Annotated in this window: 18 protein-coding genes; 8 read left to right on the top strand and 10 right to left on the bottom strand. The window is 43.5% G+C overall.

The window, feature by feature from the left end; all coding sequences use genetic code 11:
• Positions 1–2: 2 nt before the first annotated feature.
• The 4 genes from MA03_RS06260 to MA03_RS06275 all read right to left on the bottom strand — a co-directional run bounded on the left by MA03_RS06260 (position 3) and on the right by MA03_RS06275 (position 6,015).
• On the bottom strand, positions 3–1,859 hold the full coding sequence (locus MA03_RS06260) for a phosphoadenosine phosphosulfate reductase domain-containing protein (protein WP_052884441.1): 1,857 nt from the start codon (positions 1,857–1,859) through the stop codon (positions 3–5).
• Positions 1,860–2,165: 306 nt separating this feature from the next.
• Positions 2,166–3,026, bottom strand: coding sequence for an ABC transporter permease subunit (locus MA03_RS06265; RefSeq protein ID WP_191118476.1), 861 nt, complete (start codon positions 3,024–3,026; stop codon positions 2,166–2,168).
• Positions 3,026–4,501, bottom strand: a complete 1,476-nt coding sequence (locus MA03_RS06270) for a carbohydrate ABC transporter permease (protein ID WP_052884442.1) — start codon at positions 4,499–4,501, stop codon at positions 3,026–3,028. Before MA03_RS06270 ends, MA03_RS06265 begins: the two co-directional genes overlap by 1 nt.
• 44 nt (positions 4,502–4,545) lie before the next feature.
• Positions 4,546–6,015: an extracellular solute-binding protein gene (locus MA03_RS06275; RefSeq protein WP_191118477.1), complete on the bottom strand. Its 1,470-nt coding sequence runs from the start codon at positions 6,013–6,015 to the stop codon at positions 4,546–4,548.
• A 147-nt stretch (positions 6,016–6,162) separates the two neighbouring features.
• Between MA03_RS06275 and MA03_RS06280 the strand changes: the two genes are divergently transcribed.
• Positions 6,163–8,211: an alpha-amylase family glycosyl hydrolase gene (locus MA03_RS06280; RefSeq protein WP_191118478.1), complete on the top strand. Its 2,049-nt coding sequence runs from the start codon at positions 6,163–6,165 to the stop codon at positions 8,209–8,211.
• A gap of 11 nt (positions 8,212–8,222) precedes the next feature.
• On the opposite strand, the gene MA03_RS06285 is transcribed toward MA03_RS06280, so the two are convergent.
• A complete protein-coding gene (locus tag MA03_RS06285) occupies positions 8,223–11,585 on the bottom strand; it encodes a glucodextranase DOMON-like domain-containing protein (protein ID WP_191118479.1) in 3,363 nt (1,120 codons plus the stop codon).
• A 35-nt stretch (positions 11,586–11,620) separates the two neighbouring features.
• Positions 11,621–12,802 (bottom strand): glucodextranase DOMON-like domain-containing protein, encoded by a 1,182-nt coding sequence (locus tag MA03_RS06290; protein ID WP_191118480.1) that lies wholly within the window; start codon positions 12,800–12,802, stop codon positions 11,621–11,623.
• A 209-nt stretch (positions 12,803–13,011) separates the two neighbouring features.
• Here MA03_RS06290 and MA03_RS06295 point away from each other — a divergent pair, with 209 nt between their 5' ends.
• Both MA03_RS06295 and MA03_RS06300 read left to right on the top strand, forming a co-directional pair.
• Positions 13,012–14,553, top strand: a complete 1,542-nt coding sequence (locus MA03_RS06295) for a DNA topoisomerase VI subunit B (RefSeq protein WP_052884447.1) — start codon at positions 13,012–13,014, stop codon at positions 14,551–14,553.
• Complete coding sequence (locus MA03_RS06300; protein WP_052884448.1) at positions 14,540–15,673, top strand: DNA topoisomerase IV subunit A; 1,134 nt, start codon at positions 14,540–14,542, stop codon at positions 15,671–15,673. The genes MA03_RS06295 and MA03_RS06300 overlap by 14 nt, the downstream gene beginning before the upstream one ends.
• Before the next feature lie 59 nt (positions 15,674–15,732).
• Here MA03_RS06300 and MA03_RS06305 read toward each other — a convergent pair whose 3' ends face one another.
• The 4 genes from MA03_RS06305 to MA03_RS06315 all read right to left on the bottom strand — a co-directional run bounded on the left by MA03_RS06305 (position 15,733) and on the right by MA03_RS06315 (position 17,741).
• Entirely contained in the window at positions 15,733–15,969 is a 237-nt protein-coding gene (locus MA03_RS06305) for an Lrp/AsnC ligand binding domain-containing protein (protein ID WP_052884449.1), read from the bottom strand.
• Between the two features lie 127 nt (positions 15,970–16,096).
• A complete protein-coding gene (locus MA03_RS08740) occupies positions 16,097–16,237 on the bottom strand; it encodes a hypothetical protein (RefSeq protein ID WP_191118481.1) in 141 nt (46 codons plus the stop codon).
• Positions 16,230–17,333: a hypothetical protein gene (locus MA03_RS06310; RefSeq protein WP_052884450.1), complete on the bottom strand. Its 1,104-nt coding sequence runs from the start codon at positions 17,331–17,333 to the stop codon at positions 16,230–16,232. The genes MA03_RS08740 and MA03_RS06310 overlap by 8 nt, the downstream gene beginning before the upstream one ends.
• A gap of 9 nt (positions 17,334–17,342) precedes the next feature.
• Positions 17,343–17,741, bottom strand: coding sequence for a hypothetical protein (locus MA03_RS06315; RefSeq protein ID WP_052884451.1), 399 nt, complete (start codon positions 17,739–17,741; stop codon positions 17,343–17,345).
• Between the two features lie 97 nt (positions 17,742–17,838).
• Here MA03_RS06315 and MA03_RS06320 point away from each other — a divergent pair, with 97 nt between their 5' ends.
• Genes MA03_RS06320 through MA03_RS06340 form a run of 5 tightly spaced genes read left to right on the top strand, consistent with a single transcriptional unit; the run spans position 17,839 to position 22,432 of the window.
• Positions 17,839–19,263: a hypothetical protein gene (locus tag MA03_RS06320; protein ID WP_052884452.1), complete on the top strand. Its 1,425-nt coding sequence runs from the start codon at positions 17,839–17,841 to the stop codon at positions 19,261–19,263.
• Between the two features lies 1 nt (position 19,264).
• Positions 19,265–21,400 carry a hypothetical protein gene (locus MA03_RS06325; protein WP_191118482.1) on the top strand — a complete coding sequence of 712 codons (2,136 nt, stop codon included), beginning with the start codon at positions 19,265–19,267 and terminating at the stop codon, positions 21,398–21,400.
• Complete coding sequence (locus tag MA03_RS06330; protein WP_191118483.1) at positions 21,382–21,915, top strand: hypothetical protein; 534 nt, start codon at positions 21,382–21,384, stop codon at positions 21,913–21,915. The genes MA03_RS06325 and MA03_RS06330 overlap by 19 nt, the downstream gene beginning before the upstream one ends.
• The gene (locus tag MA03_RS06335) at positions 21,912–22,157 is read left to right on the top strand and encodes a hypothetical protein (protein WP_191118484.1); all 246 of its coding nucleotides are present in this window, start codon (positions 21,912–21,914) and stop codon (positions 22,155–22,157) included. The genes MA03_RS06330 and MA03_RS06335 overlap by 4 nt, the downstream gene beginning before the upstream one ends.
• Positions 22,154–22,432 carry a hypothetical protein gene (locus MA03_RS06340; RefSeq protein ID WP_052884456.1) on the top strand — a complete coding sequence of 93 codons (279 nt, stop codon included), beginning with the start codon at positions 22,154–22,156 and terminating at the stop codon, positions 22,430–22,432. The genes MA03_RS06335 and MA03_RS06340 overlap by 4 nt, the downstream gene beginning before the upstream one ends.
• Position 22,433: the final 1 nt, after the last annotated feature.

The following is a 22,433-nucleotide window of genomic DNA, read 5'->3' on the forward strand; positions in this document are numbered from 1 at the left end:
CTTTAGTTAAAAGACCTTGACTGTTTGTCGGCCTTACTCGATTTTAATTTCAAAGTATACTCAGCAATAGGACACTTTGCATTACATATTCCACACTGAATACAGTTATCCTCGAGAATAAGTATCCCTCCTCTCTCCTTATCTAGGCGTATCGCTCCTCGAGGACACCAGTTTGCACATTCAAGACATTCGACACAGTAAAATGCTCTTATGACCACCCTTTCTAGCTGTTCAACAATCGACTTATCTCTTCGAGTCAACTTAACAGTAATTTCTTTTTCATCAAAGGAAATACTTTCGATGCTCTCTAGAAGCTCCTTAGAGGTATGAGAAAGGTTTTGGAGTTTTGTTAATGTGGGAACTTGTCGAGGATTCTCCAATTTAAAGACGACCATTGAATCTAACAGATGCCAGGATACGGTGGCTCCTCGAGCATTATCCTCTTGAACACTCTCAGCGAGCCTTGAAATGTCTTTAGGAACCTTTACCCATCGCCAAAGCCCCAGTCTAAGCCAATCCCGTCCTAGCGAGTGGCTAAGCGCAAAGCTTTCGAGCTCCTTCTCCCATCTTTCATACAGATCCCTTCTAACACTCTTTGCCAATTCAAACTCTCCCATTTCGGATGCGGGGCAAAGCCAGCACCCTAGCCTATCAAGACCATAATAATATAATGGATTTAGTGGGAGCCTCTCCATAAAGATGTAAAGCCAGACATCTAGAGCTGTCCACTCATGGATGGGTGATGCTGCAATAATCCCGGGAAGCCATGCATTCTGCCATACCCTTGGCGATCGTGCCCGCAGAACAGACTCGAATTTTCTCTGACCAACAAAACTGAGAGCACCGTCAGGAAAAATCTGCTTTAGCACTCTGGCTGTTGGTGCAAATTTAGTCACCTTACAGCACCATCTAAAATCACGTGCAGGAGGTCCCATGACTGAAAACCCCCTCCAGAAGGCCTCACCGGCGTTAGCAATAATAAGATTCAGTCCCATAAAGTCGGCAGTCTTCTTAACATATTCTACGGTTTCCGGAAACTCGATACCTGTGTTGTTAAAAAGCACTGTTACTTTTTCATTGCCGAGAGCTTCCAAAACCAAGTGTAAAGTCACTAAACTATCCTTTCCTCCCGAGAAAGAGATGACAACTGGTAGTTTGTACTTCTCGTAAATGCTCCTTATAAAAGAGACCGCCTCTTCTTTTTTCTCTTCCAGGTATTGACGATGAACTGAAACAACTTTAGACCAGTTAGGATCCCCCTCTAAGTTTCCGTAGGGTGTTCGCGTCCAGCTTTTTAAGACATATATTCTCCTATTTTTCAACAACACGCCAACTCCAAGGTACCTGTAATCTCTCGAGGCCAGTGCGATGTATTCATCACTTTTCGGTAGGTTTGCAGATATTATGTCTCCCGACTTAATTACAAATCCCCTGGAGAGCCTGGGGAGAGATGTCTTGGCAAAGAAGCCTGTTTCCTTTTCAATCATCTTGTAAACAGTAGAGTAGAGCGGTCTGAACCGCCACCTTGAATGTGCGATGTCATAAATAATATGACCAACTACTTGCGAATCTATTACAATTTCAACAGCTAGATCAGCATATTGAACCTTGTTTGCGAGAATCGTTTTTCTCTTAGGAATAATTCCTTCAAACGAGGAACCTGAGGACTCAAAATAATCCCGTATTACGTTAAATACGTGCCTGTAGAAGGTTCCTACGACTGGGTATGCGTCGCCGGGAGGCGTTAAGTGTAGTGTCGTTACTAGGTTTCCCGTCCTGAAAGCCAATGGAAAATTTTCTCGTAAATCCCAATATAGCTTGGCCCTTACCCTCTCCAGAGTTTTATAGGCGCTCGCCACACAAGACCCCTCTCTGTCATAACGTACAGTTTTAAAGGTGTTTTGTCGTAGATATACACCCCAGATCCAAAATCTTGAATAAGTTGATATTTAGTGGCAATGTCGGGAGTGCTATGCGAACCTTTTAAACGTTTGTTTTATATTGGGAAGAGTAAGTATAATCGTAGTATGCTTGTATTACTGGTTACATTCATCTTAGTCATCTTCACAACATATGAGCTAATAAAAATTAAATGCATTCGAAACCGAAAGAAAGTAAAGATAAGATTAATGGGTCCTCGGCTGATCCTATAATCTGTCAAAAGATCAAGCTTTTCCAGCCCCGTACCTCATGGCTTCTCCTATGTATCTCTGTGTGAAGACATAGATCACTATTATTGGAAGAGCAAAAAGAATCGTTCTAGCTGCGAAGTCACTCCAAAAAATCGTCTGCCCTGTGGCCGTTTCGTATACGTATGCAGCGAGAGTCTCCACCCGAAGGAAGTTTGCAATTATAAACTCGCCCCACGCACCCATGAAGGCAAATAGAGCTATCACTACCATTGTTGGCTTTGAAGCGGGTAACACAACGTCGAAAATTATTTGCCTCCAACTGGCTCCGTCTATAAATGCGGATTCATCTATCTCTCGAGGAAGAGCGTCAAGATAGTTCTTTACCATCCATGTCTGAAATGGCACAGCGCCTGCAGTATAGATAGCAGCGAGGACAACAGGATTACCTATTACTGGAATCCCTATCTGATTTAGTTTTAAGAGCATAACATAGAGAGCTATTACGGAGGCAACTCCAAAGCCCCCTCCAACCTGATTCAATACAAGGTATGCAACCAACATTGCGTCCCGCCCAGTAAACTTGAATCTAGAGAAAGCATACGCTGCCGGAGTTATAACAAGAAGTGCAAACATGATGTTTGTTAATGCAACAAGTAAGCTTAATCCGGTTGCACTAACGAAACGAGGATCGCTAATAGCTTTAACGTAGTGCTCTAGAGATAGGCCTGAACGCATTATCTGGGTTGGATCCGTTACAAGTATCTGTCCCCTTACCAAGCTTGAGAGAACAGCATAGAAGACGGGATAGAGCAGTATGAAGACAATTAATGCAGCAAAAGTAGTAAGGACAATCGAAGCGATGAATCTTATCCAGTAGCCTGATCCAACACTCATCACACACCACCCGGCGCTGTTCTCTTGTAGATAAGGAAGTACCATGCGATTGCATAGAGTAACAGAATAAATACTACAACAAGATAGGCTGCCGCTGAAAGACCGTACTGCTGATCCAGATATGCTCTGTTGTAGCCAAACAATACCATCATCTCGTTAACGGCGCTCGTTGTGCGGGAAAACCAAAGGAACTGTAACTCCTTTGTGGGTCCCCCGTTGTTCAGAAGCAATGGAACCATAAAGGCTTGAAGTGATGCTCCGGCCGTAAGAATACTTGCGAAGAGTATGGGGCGCGCTGTAAGAGGAAGCATTATCTGCTTGAACCTTTCCCATGCTGAGGCGCCGTCAACGAGAGCTGACTCTAGTAGCTCCTTGGGTATGGAAGAGATTGCAGCCATGGTGACTGTCATTATGAACGGATATGCTAGCCACATTTCAACTATGTTGTAGGCGAGGAATGCATCCCATTCTCTATTATAGATGTTTAAATCTATTCCGATACTGTTAAGGTAGAGGGCCAGTGGCCCCATATTTGGCGCCATGAACATTCTCCAGGTCGTAATGGATAACAAGACAGGTAGAGCCCATGGAACTAGGAGGGCTGCTCTCATTACCCTACGACCATAGATTAGTGGGCTTGAAAAAATATAAGCTAGGGATACACCGACGGCAACTTTTATAGGAACACTAGTAAGGACAAATAAGAGGGTTTTGAAGATCGAGTATGGGAACCTAGAATCTGAGAAAAGTTGTTCGAAGTTATTTAATCCTACAAAGTGCATTGAGATGCGGTCAATCTCTTCATCTAGCCCTCTTGTAACAGAGCTTATGAGAGATTGATAATTGGACTCTACCTGTTTAAGGGAAAGCTGTATTTTTTGAATGGAGTCAAGAGCCTTGTCTATTTTTGGTATAGTTGTGTTACGTAGCTGTGCCAGGTCTTCCTGTGTGACGACGAGCTTGAAGCCTAATGTCCTATCTATGTCTCCCCATATACCCTCGTCGACTATAGTGATGACCCGCGTCATTTCTCCTCCGATTCCCGGGAAGTAGTAAAGGTAGGTTGTGTTGCTGGATATTATACTTGTAACATATGTTAGCCTTGAATCGACATTATTTCGTAATTCTGATATCCGTGCGATTGAAAAGTTTTGAGGTGTACTCTGTAGGATTATCTTTCTAAGTTCTCTTAGATACGATGACACTTCATCGAGGTATGTATCAACCTGATAAACTTGTTTTAGAATATTTTCCTTATTTGCCTGAAGATAGCTTGATACCATGGCGCGCTGAGACATAAGTTCCCGTATTCTGGGTTCAGATGCTATGTTGAAGTTGTTTGCATCGGTGAATGCGATGTAAATGGAATATGCTATGGGCCATAGAGAAAAAAATAGATACATGGCCAGGCTGAGCATGATAAGCAAGAATGCTACATGCCAGGGATATAAGGTCGTACCCTTGCCTCGAGCCATAAAAATCACTTTCAAAAAAACAATTTTTTACTTGCGAGAGAGTTTCACCCTTTTATCTTAGCTAGTATTTTAGCCTGGGCGTCGTTAAGGAGCTGTGGTATGATCTTGACTGCCGCATCAGGACCTTGCTCGTTATACTTCGTTACAATAGCGTTTAACGCATCTGCTACAGGGCTCCAAACATAGTTCATGTTAGCAGACTTAGGCATCGGGATACTGTTTGAAACTGCCTGGGCAAAACCGAGTGTTGTCGGATATTTGTCAGCGTTCGACTGAAGGTATTGTAGTATTGAAAGTTTGACGGGAATGTATCCCGCATCAACTAAGATCTTGAGACTATTATCATTCAAGGTGAACCACATTGTGAAGAGAATTGAAGCGTATAACCGGTTCTTGTCACCAGTGACGACGCTGGTAATCCACATTTGCTTTATTCCTGAGAAGGGCTTCGGGACTTTTCCGTCAATTGGAGGAATCGGATAGACTACGACATTCTTTATGTTTTGCTTTATTGTTGGGATATTCCATGGGCCCGTGACCATGCATGGAGTTCTTCCTTCAAGAAGTATTTTCAGCTGGGTCTCCATGCCGACATCTGAGGTATACATGTACTTCATTACATGAGTGACGTAGAAGCTCAGACCGTTGAGTGTTCCGGTGCTGTTAACACCAACTGTATTCTTGTCGTCATCGTAGTAGAAGCCTCCAAAAGCGGTTACGAACGGGTAAACATGATAGGGATCCACCTGATACGCTACTCCATAGGTGTTCTTGGAGGGATTGTACCACTGTTGCATTATTTTCTCGAAATCGCTCCAACTCTGCGGCGCCGTCTGCACCACATCCTTATTACATACCAGTGCTATTGCCTCAGCGGCCCAAGGCAAGCCGTATAAGTGCAGCTTGTACAATCCACTTGTATAAGCGGAAGCCATGTACTGTGCTTTTAGGTCAGCTAGAGTTTCAGCGGGAAGATATTGATCCCATGCAATAATCGCGCCACTATCAGCCAGGTCGCCGGTCCAGTCGTGTGCCCATGTAAAAACATGAGCAGTGTTTTCAACGTCGCCCGTAAGAACACCAGCCTTTACCTGCTCCTTTAAGTTTTGAACATTCGTGTATTTGATTGTTATGCCTGGGTATTCTTGTTGAAACCTCGCTATTACTTCCTTCATAACACTGACTTCCCAGTCGCTCATGCCGGTCCAGAAGTTTATGGTTACTTTGATCTCTCCCGATTTTACTTTATTAATGAAATCATAGAAATCATTGGGTACACGTATCTTGCTACTACCTATTGTTAATGTTTGCAGTGTGGGTTGAGGCTGGGTTGCATTTGTTGAGGGTTGGGATGGCTGAGAGGGCTGAGAGGGTTGAGAAGGCTGGCTAGGCTGAGAAGGCTGTGGGGGTTGACTGGGTGGGGGTAGTGTTAGATAATAGACCCCGATAACCCCTATTGCCACGAGTACAAGGATGATGCCAATTAGAACATTGCGAGATACTCCCTTACTCAAATGTTTTCACCTGCATGTGATTTTAAAAAATGTGACAAATAAAGATTACTGTATAATTACTTTTATTAGTAATGTTTAAAATGATGAGAATGTTGTTGAATACACAATTTTCATATTTGACTTATTATCGACTAGCTGGGAACTAGATTGTACAGGGTTATTAGTAGAGATGTAATACGTGGAAATCGCCTAGGGAAGTACATTGTGGAGTTTTCATTTAAATGGCCTGAAGAAACAAAGCATCTTTACCTTGTGTCAGTTTTTAGCTCTTTCTTCCCAGGCCGTTACGAGCTTACCCGTGAAGGTGATAGAGGTAAGATTACTGTTAAGCTATGGGAGGGAGTGTATCCTTACAAGTTTTCTACCACTTGCGGTATGACTTTGCTTGACGAAGAAAACCCATTAAAGGCTAGAATAAAGATTTGGCCTGACAGCAATAGCGAGGAAGAGTTTTCACTGGCCCTAATAGGAACCTCAGATTATGAAAGCGCTCTGGAAGTAAAGGGACTCTTGCCTGAACTTATAATTCACGACGAGGGGGATCCGACATTTATAAGTTACTATCTAGGCTATACTGTAGTCCGGCTCAAGACGCCTAAAAATCTTGTAAAAAAAGTTTTTCTTGAAACCGAAGAAAAGAAACGTTACGAGATGAAAAGATTTTACCAAAATAAATACTCTGCATTCTTCCAAGGCATAATAGAAGGTCACGTTAACGCATATAGATTCCTCTTAGAAACCGATGCCGGAAGAGAATACTTCGGCAATGATGGTCTATACAGCGAGGAATTTATAAGACCCGGAAGGGTTCTCGAAATTAGGAAACCATATTGGTTTATCGGTAGTTTTTACTACCTTATATTTCCCGACAGTTTTATCGTAGAAAAATTGAGTCTCGAGGGTCATAGGCCCCGATCAATACTTGGAGGCAAGTTGAGGAACATAACTTCGAGCCTTGATTATCTAAGTGAGCTTGGCGTGGATGCAATTTATCTTACCCCCATATATAAGGCGGCCAGTTATCATCGTTACGACATTATAGATCATGAATCATTGGACGACAATTTGGGGAACTGGAATGACTGGTGGGAGCTGGTTAAGGAGGCTGAGAGAAGAAACATTAAGATAGTGGTAGACATTGTAGCCCATCATCTCTCTCCTTGTAGTAGGGAATTCCAAGAAGCCGTTAGGAACGATAGCTCAAATTACCACGAGTGGTTTCGTTTTATAAGACGACCGGGAAAAGATGAACTTGAGGCATTGCAAGAAGTTATTGATAGGGATTGCAAATATTTCCCTTCGGAACTTAGGGGACGCGTACCTTTCTACGAGACGTTCCTATGCAACTGGGGCATGCCTAAATTGAACTATTCAAATCCTAGGGTGAGGGAACGACTTTCCAGCTTGGCTTTGTATTGGCTCGAAAAAGGTGCTAAGGGACTAAGGATCGATGTAGGACACGCCATACCAGATGATGCTTTAAAAATAATGTATGAAAAAGTGAAGGATTCTTGCGAAGATTGTATAGTTATACTAGAAATCTCTAAAGGTGTAAGCTTTTATCCTTATGGATACACCAGTGACTCCGCAATGAATTACGATCTTCGAGCTCTACTTCTAGACTTTTACCTGAACAAAAGAATAGACGCATATGATTTTATTGACAGAGTCAAAGAGCTTTATACTAGCATACCGATCTCCGCAGCCAACTCTATGTACAACTTGCTCGGCAGTCATGACACGCCCCGTATCGCTACCCTAGCTTCTACTCAAAACAAAGCTTGTTTAGAGACGCTATATGCAACCCTCTTCATTTTACCGGGAGCACCCTCGATATACTATGGTGACGAGGTGGGAATGCTCGGTGGTGATGATCCTGATAACAGGCAACCCATGTTATGGGATGAGGAAAAGTGGGATAGAAAACTGATGTGTTTAATTAAAAGGCTGGGGTGGATGCGTAGAACCCTAAAATCTCTTCGATTAGGCTTTTTTGATGCCGAGGTAATTAATAATGAGTCTTTCATAATCCATAGGTGGTGGGAAGACGAAGATATCCTTGCATTGTTTAGCAGGGAAACCAGAGTAGTATACGAACCACCAATAGATTATATTGATTTTTTAAGACAGAGAAGAGTTGAAAGAGTTGAGTTAGAACCCTACTCTTGGAATATCTTAATTAAAAAGAGGAAATAATTAAAAAATATTCAAGATGTAGAAGGTTCTCTCTTTCCAGTTTTTAAAAACAATGCTGCAGCCACACCAACAAGGATTCCCGCAATAATGCCCACGAATAAAGATCTGGTTGGGTCTGGACAATTGCAGGGTTGTATAGGCTGAGGTACTGGACATGTGGGACAAGTCGGGCATTGCTGCTGCGGAGGTTGCGGGCAGGAGCACTGTTGTTGCGCTGGCTGTGTTGAGAAACTCGACACACCGTGAATCTTAGCTAGAGTACCATTTTTCTCAGCAACATAGGAGTTAAGCTGTGAATACTGGTCTTGCGCCGTCGGGGCGAGTAAGTCCATCACCCTAGGCACGACATTGAAGAGAACGGCCTTAGCGTGTTTAGAGCCGACACCTACAACCCATTCAGCTGGATCTATTCCAAAGGCCCTAACCTTCATGCTTCCATATCCATCATAACTAGTAACTGCGACAGTATAGATCCACTTGTCGGCATGTTCCACGTCAGGTAAAAACTTCTTCGAGACTTCCGCTATAATAGCATTCCGTGCAGGATCCGCATATACTTTGAAGACATCCCCTTGTACTAACACCGTACCGTCAGAAAGGTAGAGAGCCGCCTTTTCTCCGTTTGGAACGGGATCAGAGCCCCATCCAGGAGCGAGAAGCAAGGCTAGATGCCAAGCAGAATCGTCGGTTAGGTTGACGTTTAAGCCAAAGGTATCCTTGCGTCCGGGTGTTTGGAGTGTGGTGTGAATGTAGATCTGTGGGTACTGGAGACAGAACCCGTTAGGGCCTCCCCAGGGATTCCCTCCCAGATCTTTGAAGTATACCTCGAAGAGTAATGTTTCCCCAGAATCAACGACGCGGAACTTAATCATGTCAAAGACGCCTGGCTTGAAAACATCCGCCTTAGGATACTTGTATCCTCCAGCTCCATCATCGTCACCTTCGGGGTCATTTGCTTCAAACAATACCTTAGCACCGGAAACCAGTGTTGCTCTAGGTACCATTAGCTGGTACACGGATCCTACACGTGAAGCCGTTTCCGCTACATTTGATCCTTTATATGAGACTGCAGTCAGGTAAACTTGCTGACCAGGTTCTAGTCCTAGAGCGTTCCAGGGGACATATGCCTCCATAACATTTTTGACGGCTAAGTTGAAATAATACATTGGAATCCATGAGCCTCTACCATCCGCAGCGCTGACGATGACTGTGGAGTTTCTTGGAACCATTAGAACCTCGAAGAATAATCCCATGCCGAGATCTACATTCGCATATCTCGGGAAGGAATTATATCCAGGATGGTATGGGCTTACGCTTCTACTGGGAGTAGTGAAATATAGAGCCACTGTCACCTCTGGGATTGAAAGAACAGATTCACTTACTGGTACAGCAGCTATGTACATGCCGCTATAAGCCGGTAAAACGAGAACATTTCGAATTATTTTGTTTCCCATGGACATATTTAGTGCCTTAGACCACTCCTTCTCCGTGAGCTCACCATCAAGCTTGAGTTTGTCTGAAAGCGGTTTGGGATACTCGCTGTTCAGAACACCTACGGGGGTTGCATCGGGATTGAACAGCGTTAAAAGGTAGTCTGGGGGCTGCAGACCCGCGTCTAGGTAAGCCTTCCTCAAGTATCCCTTATAAAAGGGATTCGCGGGAAAGCCTCCACCCATGTCTCCCCCATACCAGAATGTCCAATCACTTGCTTCAGCCCTTAATATGTCTTCGACTGCCTTTGGATTAACAGAACGCGCTTCTTGCAGGCTCCTAGCTCCAAGCTTTCTGAGAACATCTTCTCGTGTCTTGATGAGCATCATCCATGCCACATTTTCCTGTCTCTGGCCTATCCATACTGCCAACTCGCCTCCCGACCAGGATCCCTCGGGGATCTGAGCGTTCACAATCTTACGTGGAAGCTGGGTGTAAGCATCGTCAGTGTAGCTTAAGGGAACATCTGATATGTCCTTGCCGGCTAAATCGAGATATGGATAGTCTTTAAATGGCAGAGCTCTCGCAGACGAAGCTTGTTTCGAAGTGTATTCGCCAGGCGTGGTTGTAATTAAGACACCTTTTGATTGATAATCACTCAAAAGGGAATAGAGAGTCTGAAGGAATACATCACCAAATTCGGGGTAGGATTCCCACGGATTCTCTCCGTCTAGCGCTATTACGACCAGATTTGTGCCATCGCTGCTTTTTGCTAGGTCTAACAGTCTGTTCACGAGATCTTGTGCTGCCTGGATCGAGTCTTGTCTGCTATACTGGAAACCAATAAGATCGCTCAGCTGGTGATTCCGGAAGAAAACATATATGCGTCTACCGTTATACGTTGCATACCATGCCTTTAACCCTACGGAAGGGTCTGTAGGGTTAAACCCAGCCTTAACTAACAAAGCATCGTCTGTTATCGTCCATGAGTATCCCTCGTTGGCAAAGATCGAGAGAACAACATCGTTAACCGCTTGCTCCGCTGGCCAAACACCTTGAGGTTTGTAGTTGAATACCTGCTGGAAAAGCGAATTAGACAAGGCTGCATGAAGCTTAATATCCTCGTTAAGGCCGAAGTCAGCTAAAATAGGGGCCAGAGGATGGCTATATGGAACTGGAATAAGCTCGACCTGCCCCTTATGTGCAAGATCCGCGTAAAAACCTAGGACTCTCTGAAGCAACTCCTTGTGAACCTTGAGTACTGCTGATAGCTGTTGCCTCGTAAAGCCACTACCTCCGTTTAATGCTTGTTGTCTAAGAGTGTAAATATCTGGGTATTGTTCCCTTAAAACTAGGGGGTCAATCCAGAAGAGGTTGAATAGAACGGCCAGATCTATATAGTCTTGTTCTGTAAACTCTTCCGTTACTTTCAGCTTGTATTCTTGCTCTGGTAAATATATATATTTGGAGAGAGCTGCCTGAGCCTTGTCCCTTAGCTGGCTATACCTCTTAACCACGTTGACCACTCTATCCCAGTTCACGTCGAAGAACCCTCCAGGCATTACGAGCATTGAAAACTTTTCTTCGAGTGTTAGGGATTGTCCGTTGGCTATTTTTTCAGAGATTATTTGTCTATAGTCTTTCACTCCATGGTTGTAGTCAAGTATCTGTTGTATGAGGGAGCCTGAGAAGGTAAACGTAGCCTTTACTTGGGGGTATTTTGAGAGTATGTATGCCATTTTGTAGTAATTTCCAACTGTATGCATTCTCGTCCACGGTAAAATGAAAGCTGTGCCGTTGACATCGTAGTACCATGGTTGATGGTAATGCCACACTATTGCCACGTAGAGCGGTTTTGACTGTTGACCAGTAACATTCAGGGCTATACTCTCTAGTGAAATTATGAATATGAATAAGAACACAAGGAAATATTTCCTGTTCAAAATGATCACCGGAAAAAAAAATAATGATATTTTCTTTAACTTTGCTTTGCCGTAGTGCCCGAGGACGACTTCTTTTTGCCAGCGAAGAGATACCCTACGGCAAAGCCTATGATGAAGAGTACTATAGCCAAGCCCATGGCAATTGTGGTACTCACTGTTGAGGCTTGGAGAGTCTGTAATTGATCCTGTAACTGTTTGTTTTGATCTTGTAGGGTCTTGATTTGTCCTTGTAGGCTGTTTACTTGACTTTGAAGAGTTGATACTTGGCCTTGAAGAGAGGATACCTGTGTCTTTAAGTCATCCCTTTCCTTTGTTATAGAAGCTAGCTGGGCCTTTAAGTCTAGTGTGAGTGGCGGGATAACGGCTGGGGTTTTAGTGTTAGGGTCAAAGCTGCTAAGCCAGGCGTATTGCTGGTCTGCACTTATACCGTTGGGATACTCGGGTGAGTATACCGCTATATCCATTACTCTAGGCTCGATACCGAACTTAATGGCATTGGCAATCGCTATTTTTTGCTGGTCATTCGCGGTTGCAGTGGCCCATATGTTCCAGTCTCCTTTACTGAGCCCTACTCCTCTTATCTTTAGGGGTCCAAAGCCGTCATGGCTAGCTACAGCTACTATAATTCTCCAGTTCTTAATGTTTCCTACATCACCGTAGTCGATAAGACCCCTATCCACCTGTACAACAATAGCGTTCCCAGCTACGCTTACCTTTAGTCTATCATCTTGGACAACATAATCGAAAGGTCTGTAAATGACGGCACACTGTCCGGTAGGCAATGGTTGGGGTGGAGTTTCCCAACAGGGACCTACTAGGATAGCGTAATGCCACGCCCAGGTTGGGTCAAGATTCACATTTAATCCTATAGTGCTCGACCTTGAGGGTATGTTAGCTGGTGCATCTGTATGCAGGTATATATGTAGTTGCTGCAAGCAGAAACCATTTTTGCCACCCCAAGGATTACCCCCAAGGTCTTTAAAGTAGGTCTTAAACGTTAAGGTCTTGTTGTCCGTATAGATCTCGAATTTGACGATGTCGAAAACACCTGGTTTAAAGACGTCGGCAGTAGGGTAGCCGTAGTAGCCTGGACCTTTATCGTCGCCTGTGGGATCCACAACCTGGATGACGGGAGATTCGGCTCGTGCTATTCTTATAGCTGGTAGTGTGAACGCGAGAAGTAGTAGCGTTAAAACTATGACCTGTTTTTTCTCCAAGTTTTTCACCTTTAGTAATATGAGTATGTTTGTCGATTTTATTTATATATTTCGTTATCATTTTTTATATTACTTTATTTTATCTAATTTTAGATAGATCACTCTCAAAAAGGAAAAGAAAACCTAATAACTTTGGTTAATGTAAAAGCGTAGGTCTTTGATGAACAGTGGTCACTTGCAGCGTGAAGACTTACACGAGGTGATTATGATTGGAAAAGTACCGTGGATTATCTCCTGCACAGTTCTTTCATAGAAACAAGGAGATTGCAGGGTTCTCCAATCCAGCAAGAGCGCTGTATCAAACAGTGAGAGAACTAGTAGAGAACTCACTTGATGCCACAGAGACTCACGGCATACTGCCTGATATTAGTGTGGAGATATCGCTTGACCCTTCGAACCAGGACAAGGTCACTGTGAAAGTAGCAGATAATGGTATAGGAATACCTATCCATGAGATCCCTAATGTTTTCGGCCGGGTCTTTTATGGCTCCAAATATGTCGTTAGACAGACAAGAGGAGTCTTTGGTCTTGGCGTCAAGATGGCCGTCCTTTATGCTCAAATGACGACCGCGCAGCCCATCTATGTTAAAAGTGCTCCCAGAAATTCTGAATTCATAGGAGAATATCTTCTTTACATCGACGTTGACAAGAATATCCCTCACATTGTTAAAATGCGAATAAAGAAGAAGGATAACCCGAAGATTCATGGGACTGTTGTTAGACTGACCCTGGAGGGATCATGGCTTCAGGCTAAAAAGCGTATTGAAGAATATATCAGACGCACGGCACTTATAGCGCCCTATGCTACTATAAAGTACAAGACTCCCGATGAGGAGCTCATCTTCAGGAGAGTTTCCAAAAAACTTCCGGAGCCTCCTCGAATAGGCCGATACCATCCTAAAGGCGTCGACGTTGAAATATTAAAGGAACTCATAAGATCGTTGAACGATCATAGCATCACGCTCCAGGATTTCTTGGTAAAGAGCTTCGAAGGGGTTGGTGAAAAAATAGCGAGTGAGTTTATAGTGTGGGCAGGATTTGATCCATCATTAAAGGTTAAGGAGCTCAGGCTCAGTGATCTCGAGGCTTTGGCTTCGAAGATGCGTACTTTTGATAAATGGAGACGCCCTCGTCCTGTCACTCTCTCACCGATCGGAGAGGAACTCCTAAAGGATGGCGTTAAGAACATCCTTAAGCCAAGCTTTGTGAAAGCAGTGACTAGACCACCTTCTTCCTATGGGGGGCATCCGTTCATAGTTGAGGTGGCCGTAGCATATGGGGGTGAAATACCGCCTCAGGATCAGCCTATGGTGCTTCGCTTTGCTAATAAGATGCCTTTACTTTACGATGAAGGGGTAGATGTTTCCAGGAAAGTTGTTAATGAAATTGATTGGAGTGTATACAAGGTGAAGTTCCCTGCACCACTTGCTGTCATCACTCACGTCTGTTCCACGAAGATACCTTTTAAGGGTGTAGGTAAGGAAGCTATTGCAGACGTCCCAGAACTAGAACATGAGCTGGAGATCGCAATACGAGAGGCTGCGAGGAGGCTGAGATCTTATATCACGAGGATGGAGAGGCTGCACGAGATTCAGAGAAAGGAGGCTACCATCAGACGCTACATGCCAGAGGTGGTATCCAGTTTGGCTGAAATTCTCTCTCTCGACGCGGCCCTCCTAGAGTCAAAACTCGAGGAAATTCTTAAGAAAGAACTTGGTAAAAAGGGTGTAGAGCAACATGTCGTCAGTTAGACGCGGCGCGATACAGGCTCCTCCCGAGGAGGAAGTAATAAGACGCCTCGAGGAACTAGGTAGAAGAGTAGCAGACCAAATACTTAGAGGCGAGGCACCTTACCTCGAAGTCCCCGTGAGAACTCTAGCCAACACTATATGGGACAAGAAAAGAAAGATGCTATTACTGGGTTCTAAAACCGCTAGGAGAGAGTTCTTCGACGTGGGAGAGTCTAAGAGATTTATGCAGACAATTCTCATGCTGAAACTGATATTAGAGGCTAGGCGTGAAGGCGTTCATCCAACCATAAGGGATCTTTACTATAGAGGTAAGCACACTTTAACGGATAAGAGTGGAAAGAATCTCGGGGAGAACACATGGGATGATCAGAGAGAAAGCAATGCGGTGATCCAGGATATCGAAGTCACCACAGGGCTTCTTCGAGAACATATGGGTCTCATGCATGATGCAAAGGGTAGAATAGTAGGAAACATGTCTATACGGTCGAAGGGCCAAGTGATAGAGCTCTCGAGACTTGGTAGCGGTGCATACGCAATTCCTTCGAACGTTGACAGTCTAGAAATATTAGATGTTAAGGCGGACTATGTCCTTGTCGTTGAGAAAGGTGCGATCTTCGAGCAATTAAACGAGGACGAGTTTTGGAGGAAAAACAACTGTATCCTTATCACTGGAAAGGGTCAGCCGGATAGGAGTACCCGTCGAATGGTACGGCGTCTTTGGGAGGAGTTTGACTTGCCTGTTTATGTTTTAACCGATGGAGATAGCTATGGATTCTATATTTATAGTGTATACAAGAGTGGTTCCATAACTCTTAGTTATGAGAGTGAACGGCTTGCAACACCCGAAGCTAGGTTCCTCGGAGTTTCTGTGACAGATATTGAGAAGTATAAGATCCCGAAAAACTTCATCATTAAGGCTACAGAGAGAGATATAAAACGAGCAAAAGAGCTTCTAAACTATCCCTGGTTCAAAGAATCAAAAAGATGGATGGAGGAGTTAAACCTGTTCATAGAGAAAGGACAAAAAGTAGAGATAGAGGCATTAAGTGGGCATGGATTCAGGTTCCTTTCAAATACTTATATTCCTGAGAAGATCAGTAAGGGAGAATGGATAGCCTAGGATTCACAGCTTTCATTCTAATTTATGATTCTTGACTCAACTTAATGAAAACTTCAAAGCTATGCTCCAGGTTCTTGGGACACAAGTGTGGCGGTTTGCTCTATATCTTTTAGACTTCGAATAGTCATGATAACTTTATCTAGCTCCGGGAACGAGGGAGCATTAACTCTGACAACTAGATCCCACAATCCATAGGTGACATCAACGTCGTCTACGAATGGCATCTTGAGTATTTCTCGTGCAACCTCATATTCCTTGCCTGGCTTTGTTATCACCAGTATGTATCCTTTGACCATCGGCTCTCTCCGTGGTGACTGTTCTAATTCTTTAAAAGTGATATAAATTTGTTTTTCAATCAGACACGGATTTTTTTCTTTTTCTGATTCTATGACAGAATCCTTAGGTTAGGGTTTATTAGGATAACTAAACCCTTGGAACAAGTAAAGAGCCGTCCTCAGTTATAGTGATTGTCCCGATAAAGGGTGAAACTTCTAGTAGGATTATTGCAGAAAATAAGAGCAAAATTGCGAGTATAAGGATAGAGGCATAGAGGACTTTATCCATACACGAGCAACCTCTCCCCTAGCACTTCTCCAAGAAGTAATGCTGTAGAGACGAGAGGTATCCAAAACGGTGCCATTTCCAGACTTCCCAACGAGATGATGCTTAGACCTAACGCGTATAGAATCGATGCCAGCATTACATAAACATCAATGGTCCAAAAGAGTTCAGATTTATCTCCAATTGTGACCCATTGTTGCATCGCATCTAGTGGTAGAGTCTTCAGAATGTTCTTCACTATAGCTGAGGCGAAGCCTAAAAGAAATATCGTGAGCAGGTTCATTGCAGCGTTTAGGAAACCTTTCCTGGTAGTTTTCTTGTAGAAATTATATATCTTTTCATACGTGAAGAGAAGCGCGCTTTTTTCCTCAATTCCCCAGAATGAGGATAGATAAAGCGTGAGCCGTAGGCTCCGGCTTATACCAAAGTATGTCTCGGCCGTCAGAAGCCCTGGAGGTACGGCACGGAAGAGGTGGAAGGGTTCTGTGAGAGCCTTTAACAGGATAGTATGATTCTCCCTGAGCTCACTCTCCATTCTTCGCCAACGCCTAAGCGCGGATACAGCAAACGGTAGGCTCGTCAGGATTTGTGCCACAAGAGAAACCCTTAGATTTTCTATTTTTAAAAAAATAAAAGAGAGTACAACCGATAAGGCGATACTTCCAAGGATGGAAGACGAATTCGTCTTTAACTTAAATACACGTGGATGAAGATCCCTGAAAAGAACTAAAAGAAGACCATTCAGTAAGAGAAGAACCCATAGTGAGACCTTTACAGTTTCGGGTTGGAATAACCCCACAGCATAGAGCATGACAGGCGCTACTAGGAGAGTAATTGTATAGACTTCACTTATGTTATCAACGCGATTAGAGAAAGTTTCAAGCTTAAACTCCAAGCTCTTAATAGTCTCTTCCAGTACACTTCTAATACCTTCCTTTGTCCCTGTTCTCTCGTCTTCTCTAATTCTCTCTTCTATCCTCTCACTTGAGAACTTGTAACCTATCCCTCTGTTCTTAAGCCATGTCATCACGTAGCTAGGTGGGGCGTCGATAAAGGATAAAAGAAAAAGCATTTCCAAGTCCTCTAGGAGATCTTTCATGTGTGCACCTTAGCTTCTAACCATTACCACCTTGTACACTCCATATCTCGTGACGATATAACCTGTCGCAGCCGTGGTTATAGCACTTGTAGATGCAAAAGAGGCTCTACATGTTGCCGTGGCTCCGCTAGGAATTATAGCAGGTGAACATGTAAGCGGAGCACTAACATTGTAATTATTAATAACTAGAGTTGCGGATGTAAGGTCAGCCGAGGATGAGCCCGCGTTTTGGAGCCATAGAATCACTGAGTAAGTGTTTCCTAAGGATGTAAGAACAGCGTCTCCCGCCTGGACGAGTACAGGCCTGCTCGTTGTAGTAGAGGCTACCTGGTAGATAAAGAAGCCTATTAATGAGACAACAGCCAACGTTATAATAAGCATTATGGATCTACCAACCTCTTCGCTCATATCCTTCTCGTAGAGTTATGGAGCAAGGTTTTTAAAACGGATAATAGGGAACCCACTGTTTTCCCTGTTTTTTTAGGCACTGGAATGGGTTTACACGATGAAGAGGAAAAAGTTATTGGCAATCTTAACCACCATATTATTCTTAAGCTTGATTGCCGCCTTGACGTCACGGACGTATCATAAAAACATCGATGTAAGTACTAAGAGCAAAGTAATTCTACCTCCTTTATCACAAACCTCAGCAAGCCTGAAAATTCTTTACATCGAGTCAGACATAGGGGGAGGCAAGGTCGAAATCAACAGAGATGTTTATGAGTTACCAGTTAAACTGAGAGTTCCTAATGGCACAGTGATTATTATTCGTCCACAACCCGTCGGATTATATGAGCCTTTGAGCACCGAGATTAATTTAACGATTCTCGATGACACAATAGTCAAGATTAAATACAGAAGGAAATATGTCCTATTAATCTTGAATGCTGAAGCGCCACTCCTCCTTAATGGGACGCGGCTTTACGGGAAAGCAACCTTGAAGATCCCTATCAACTCCACCATTAATCTCAATTCTACATGCGACCATCTCGACGACTATACGTTGATGTGTTCTACTACCGTGATTATCCCACGCGAGAAGCTGGTGGAATATTATCCTATCAATGTCTCATTTAGATTAGAAAACGATACGCATATAATAGTGAGAGGACCTCGGTTCTACATTTTACGCTTTAATTTCCCCGTAGGAGCTTGGGTTAATGGATCTTACCGGCAAGGATTCTTCGAATTGAGACCTGTGGAAAACTCCACTCTCGAGATCGGGCTATACAGTAGCGGAAACACGGCGACGGGTTGCATTGATTATAACTCGACACATTATTTATGTATAAGAGGCTGGATCACTCCTCCTTGGATTTCAAACAGTACACTTCCCCCTATTGCCTTAAAGATACGTGTCCTTTCAGGGGGTGAGTTCAGCGAGAGTTTAGAATACGTCTTAAAGCGAAAATTTTCCTCAGATTCTATAATCATATGCGAGAAGTGTGGTGGATTCAAGAGAGTCGAAGACCCTTTTATGGATTACCGGAAAGTCTTCGGATTGACTGATAGATACAATATTACTACTAGTAATGGCTGTCTACAAATAAGTACGGATTCCATTGCAAGGTTGTTAGTAATCCTACCCAAAACCTCAGGACATATAACGTTGAGGATGACTACGACAACATGGCATAACAATATTGGTCTTGTCTATTTGAATGGAAAACCCTACGACAGGGTTCCCTCCTTCACTTTACAGGGCGGAACATATATAATAACAGTCAATCTCGATAATCTGAAAGAATATTTTGAGGGAAAAACATACAATGCTACACGCGTAATTGTGAGCGGCCTCGACTTTATAGAATACTCATATTCACTTAACATCCTGACAAAGGAACTCAGAGTACTACCTAATACGGGCGAGTTTGCACTGGACATATATCTCCAAGGTGACAGTCTGAGCCTCTGTCTCATTGGTGATTAACTTGAAGAAACAATATGTTCTCCTCATTGTCATGGTCCTCTATGCACCCCTAGCATTAGCGCTGAACGACTCCTTGGTGATCTGGATAATGGTTCCTCCGGGATCCGGTAAAACGGGTGAAGCATCAAGGAACGTGGACTTAACTTCCTCATTGACCACAGGAGAGAGCCCCTTACCCGTTGCACTTTCATCAAAACTTTACACAAACTGGATCATCAGAACGCCCACCCTGGCTTCAGGGTGGGCAAACCTAAAGGCTACTGCCTCCGGTGAACACCAGACGCTTCAAACAATAATAGAAATAGTTTCAATCAGCGCTTCGACGGTAGACGGGGGCTTATCTTGGATATTGCCTCAAACCGATGACCCTAGGGCATATTTTGACCTCAACTCGTATTCTGGACCCACAATAATGTCTATAGGGGGAAAAGTGGCTACTACAGGAACGGCACATGCCTATGGCTATAATTATCCACTTGAGGGACTACCTGAAGACTACAGCGTAGCATATGCTAGCCTCGGTTTAACCCAGCCCGTCGTCACCGAAAAGAAGTATACCGTTAACATAGACTCTCTTATTCAATCTCCCCCAGGGTATGCCATTTATGGAACGATAACTTTAAGTGGTGAGCCCTCACAGCTCAACGTTAATTTAGTTTTCGAGGGCTCTACTACCAGTAAGAGTATTTCATTACAGTTAAAGGAGGGAACAAGATATATTCTTAGAGCTCCAAGCGAGACCACCTTGCTCGTACGAAAAACCCTGACAAAATATTGTTCATGGGACGAGACAAACAGTAGCTCCACCATAAGAACGTGTAGCAGTGGAGAGTACTATACGGGAAGCTTCGACATAACCCTTAGCTTTAGCTTCACAAGCAGAATATACTCCCTGAGAATTAACGCTGTTAGCGTTACTGGTTTACGTAAAACCCTTTACACGGGCTTCTTGATCCCCGGCAATGGAACCATCGTTCTTAGAAACATAACCTTAGAAGCCGAAACAATCGACGTTTCAGCTCAACTTGATTCGAATACCAAGGGTTTCTTGAAGCTAACTCTCGAAGGTCAATCTCAGGACAAAGTCTTCTTCGACTACTGGCTTATAGGATCTACAAAAATACAGACAAACAGTCTCACAGGAACTATAAATTCTAACATATACGTCAGGGCCGTCTATTCTCTCAGTCAAAAAGCTCCAGTTACATATCTATTACCGGGAATGGACTTCCAGCCAGCCAACGGTACACATTTCATACCCATAAAGCCAGGAGTTTACACCTTCTCAACAAATGCAAGCCTAATATTGCTCGACACGACTCGAAGCAAAATTATAACACTTCAAGGTGCTAGCGGATCTCTCATAGTCTCAGAACAGTACGGCGAGTGTGCTAGAGCGGGGACAAAGGCTGTCAAAGATAGAACACCGTCAATAAAGTTACCTTTATTCCAGAATGGATCCTCTAAATTCTATCTTTTCTCCATAATGGCACCCGAAAAACCTAACATGGCGGTTTATCTCAAGCTTAACGACTCGGTTTACTATTTTCGAACAATCGTCCCTGTAATCTCAATAAAAGAAATAAAGTATAGCTTGAATAAAGCTGAGATAATCTTTACTTCATTTCCGCCGTGGGAAAACTATAATGTTACAGCTAGCTATAACGACTTGATACTTACCACAGTACCCGCTTCAAATGGACGACTGACTATAAATTACTCCCTTCTGCAGAATGTTACAAGAATCTCAAGGATTAAGATTTATGCTTCTTGGGGGAGAAATCTCCTCATCCCTAATACAACGCTAGAACTCATACTTGTACCCGTATCGACTCCGGTGACCTTCACAAAGGTCAACGGAGACACGAAGTTGCTTTGGGGAGAGCCTGTTGTACTCGGAGAAAAGAGAACGCTTAGAGAAAAACTCTTCACGTTAAATGAAACCTGGATACCAGGGAGATTGTACGTCAGACTGATATCAAGGGAAAGCGGAGTTGTACTCTGGGAAAACGAGCAGAGGTATTTAGAGCCAATAATCATTCCCTTATACGATGGCAACAGGCACTCACTTGAGGTTCTCTACGTTCCAGGAATGACGAGAGAGGTCCTGGTGATACCATGGCTCGAAAAGCTTTGATCGATACAATAAGGCTAGTAATCCTCGCTTCGTTTACTATAACAGTCCTTACCACTATACTTCTTTTAGTGCAGGGCCAGTCAAGGCATTTTACTGTTGAGCCCTCCCAACTCAACGTTCTAGCCCAGGCTACTCTCGTGGATCTAAACTCGAAGGTCTATATAAACAGGACCATTTGCGAAGTTAAGGCAAACAACCTTACAGTGACAAGGGCAAGTCTACCCATTATCGAGCTGGAAAAATGCCGCATAACCCCTCTCAATGAATCATGGTTGTCGATAATACACGAGGGAAGTAAATGTAAAATATATTTCCTTCCAAAACTCCTTGAAGGCAATAACACCCTGGTTCTATATGACTCTTCCTTTGATGGATTTGCCGACAGGCTATGTTTCTCGAGAAGGAGTTTCGCCGTCAGGGTATATGACCTTTCTCTAAGCTATTGTGGTAGAAATGTGGAACTGGAAGGACCTCAGGAGTTGAAAGTTGTTATCTATCAGGTGAATAGGTGTTGAAGTCTATAGGAGATAATCTGCTGGCTTTCTTTGAAATACTGCTCTTAGGCTCTCTCCTAAGCTTCTATATTGTATATTCAAACCACAGTAAAAGAGAGGTGGAAAGTATTGCAAGCCTTATGCCCGAGGGATCTTGTCTGACTATCTATGCATCCAAACCAATCTATTACAACGACTCAATACACGGATACAGCATTACATTATGCAAAAACGGATCTAGAGTTGAGGTGGTCAAACCTTGAGAACTCTTTCAGCGGCAATCATAGCTATAGTTGTCCTATTGACTCTGACTAGAGTCTCAAGCCATGAAGTCAAAACGCTCACATATAATTTCATTCAGGCACGTAACACGGCAACTATCGCGGCCTATGTCATGCTTTACGCCAGCTGCGACGACGTTGATGAGATAATGAGGAGTGTCAATGCCACGGCTCCTTTACCCGATTACCCGGTAGGCAATATTATTGTATGGTGCGGTGAGGAGCCTAGAGTGATATCTTTCAGCTGGAAGAGATAAT

Origin of the sequence: Thermofilum uzonense (assembly GCF_000993805.1) — an archaeon.
Lineage (GTDB): Archaea > Thermoproteota > Thermoprotei > Thermofilales > Thermofilaceae > Thermofilum > Thermofilum uzonense.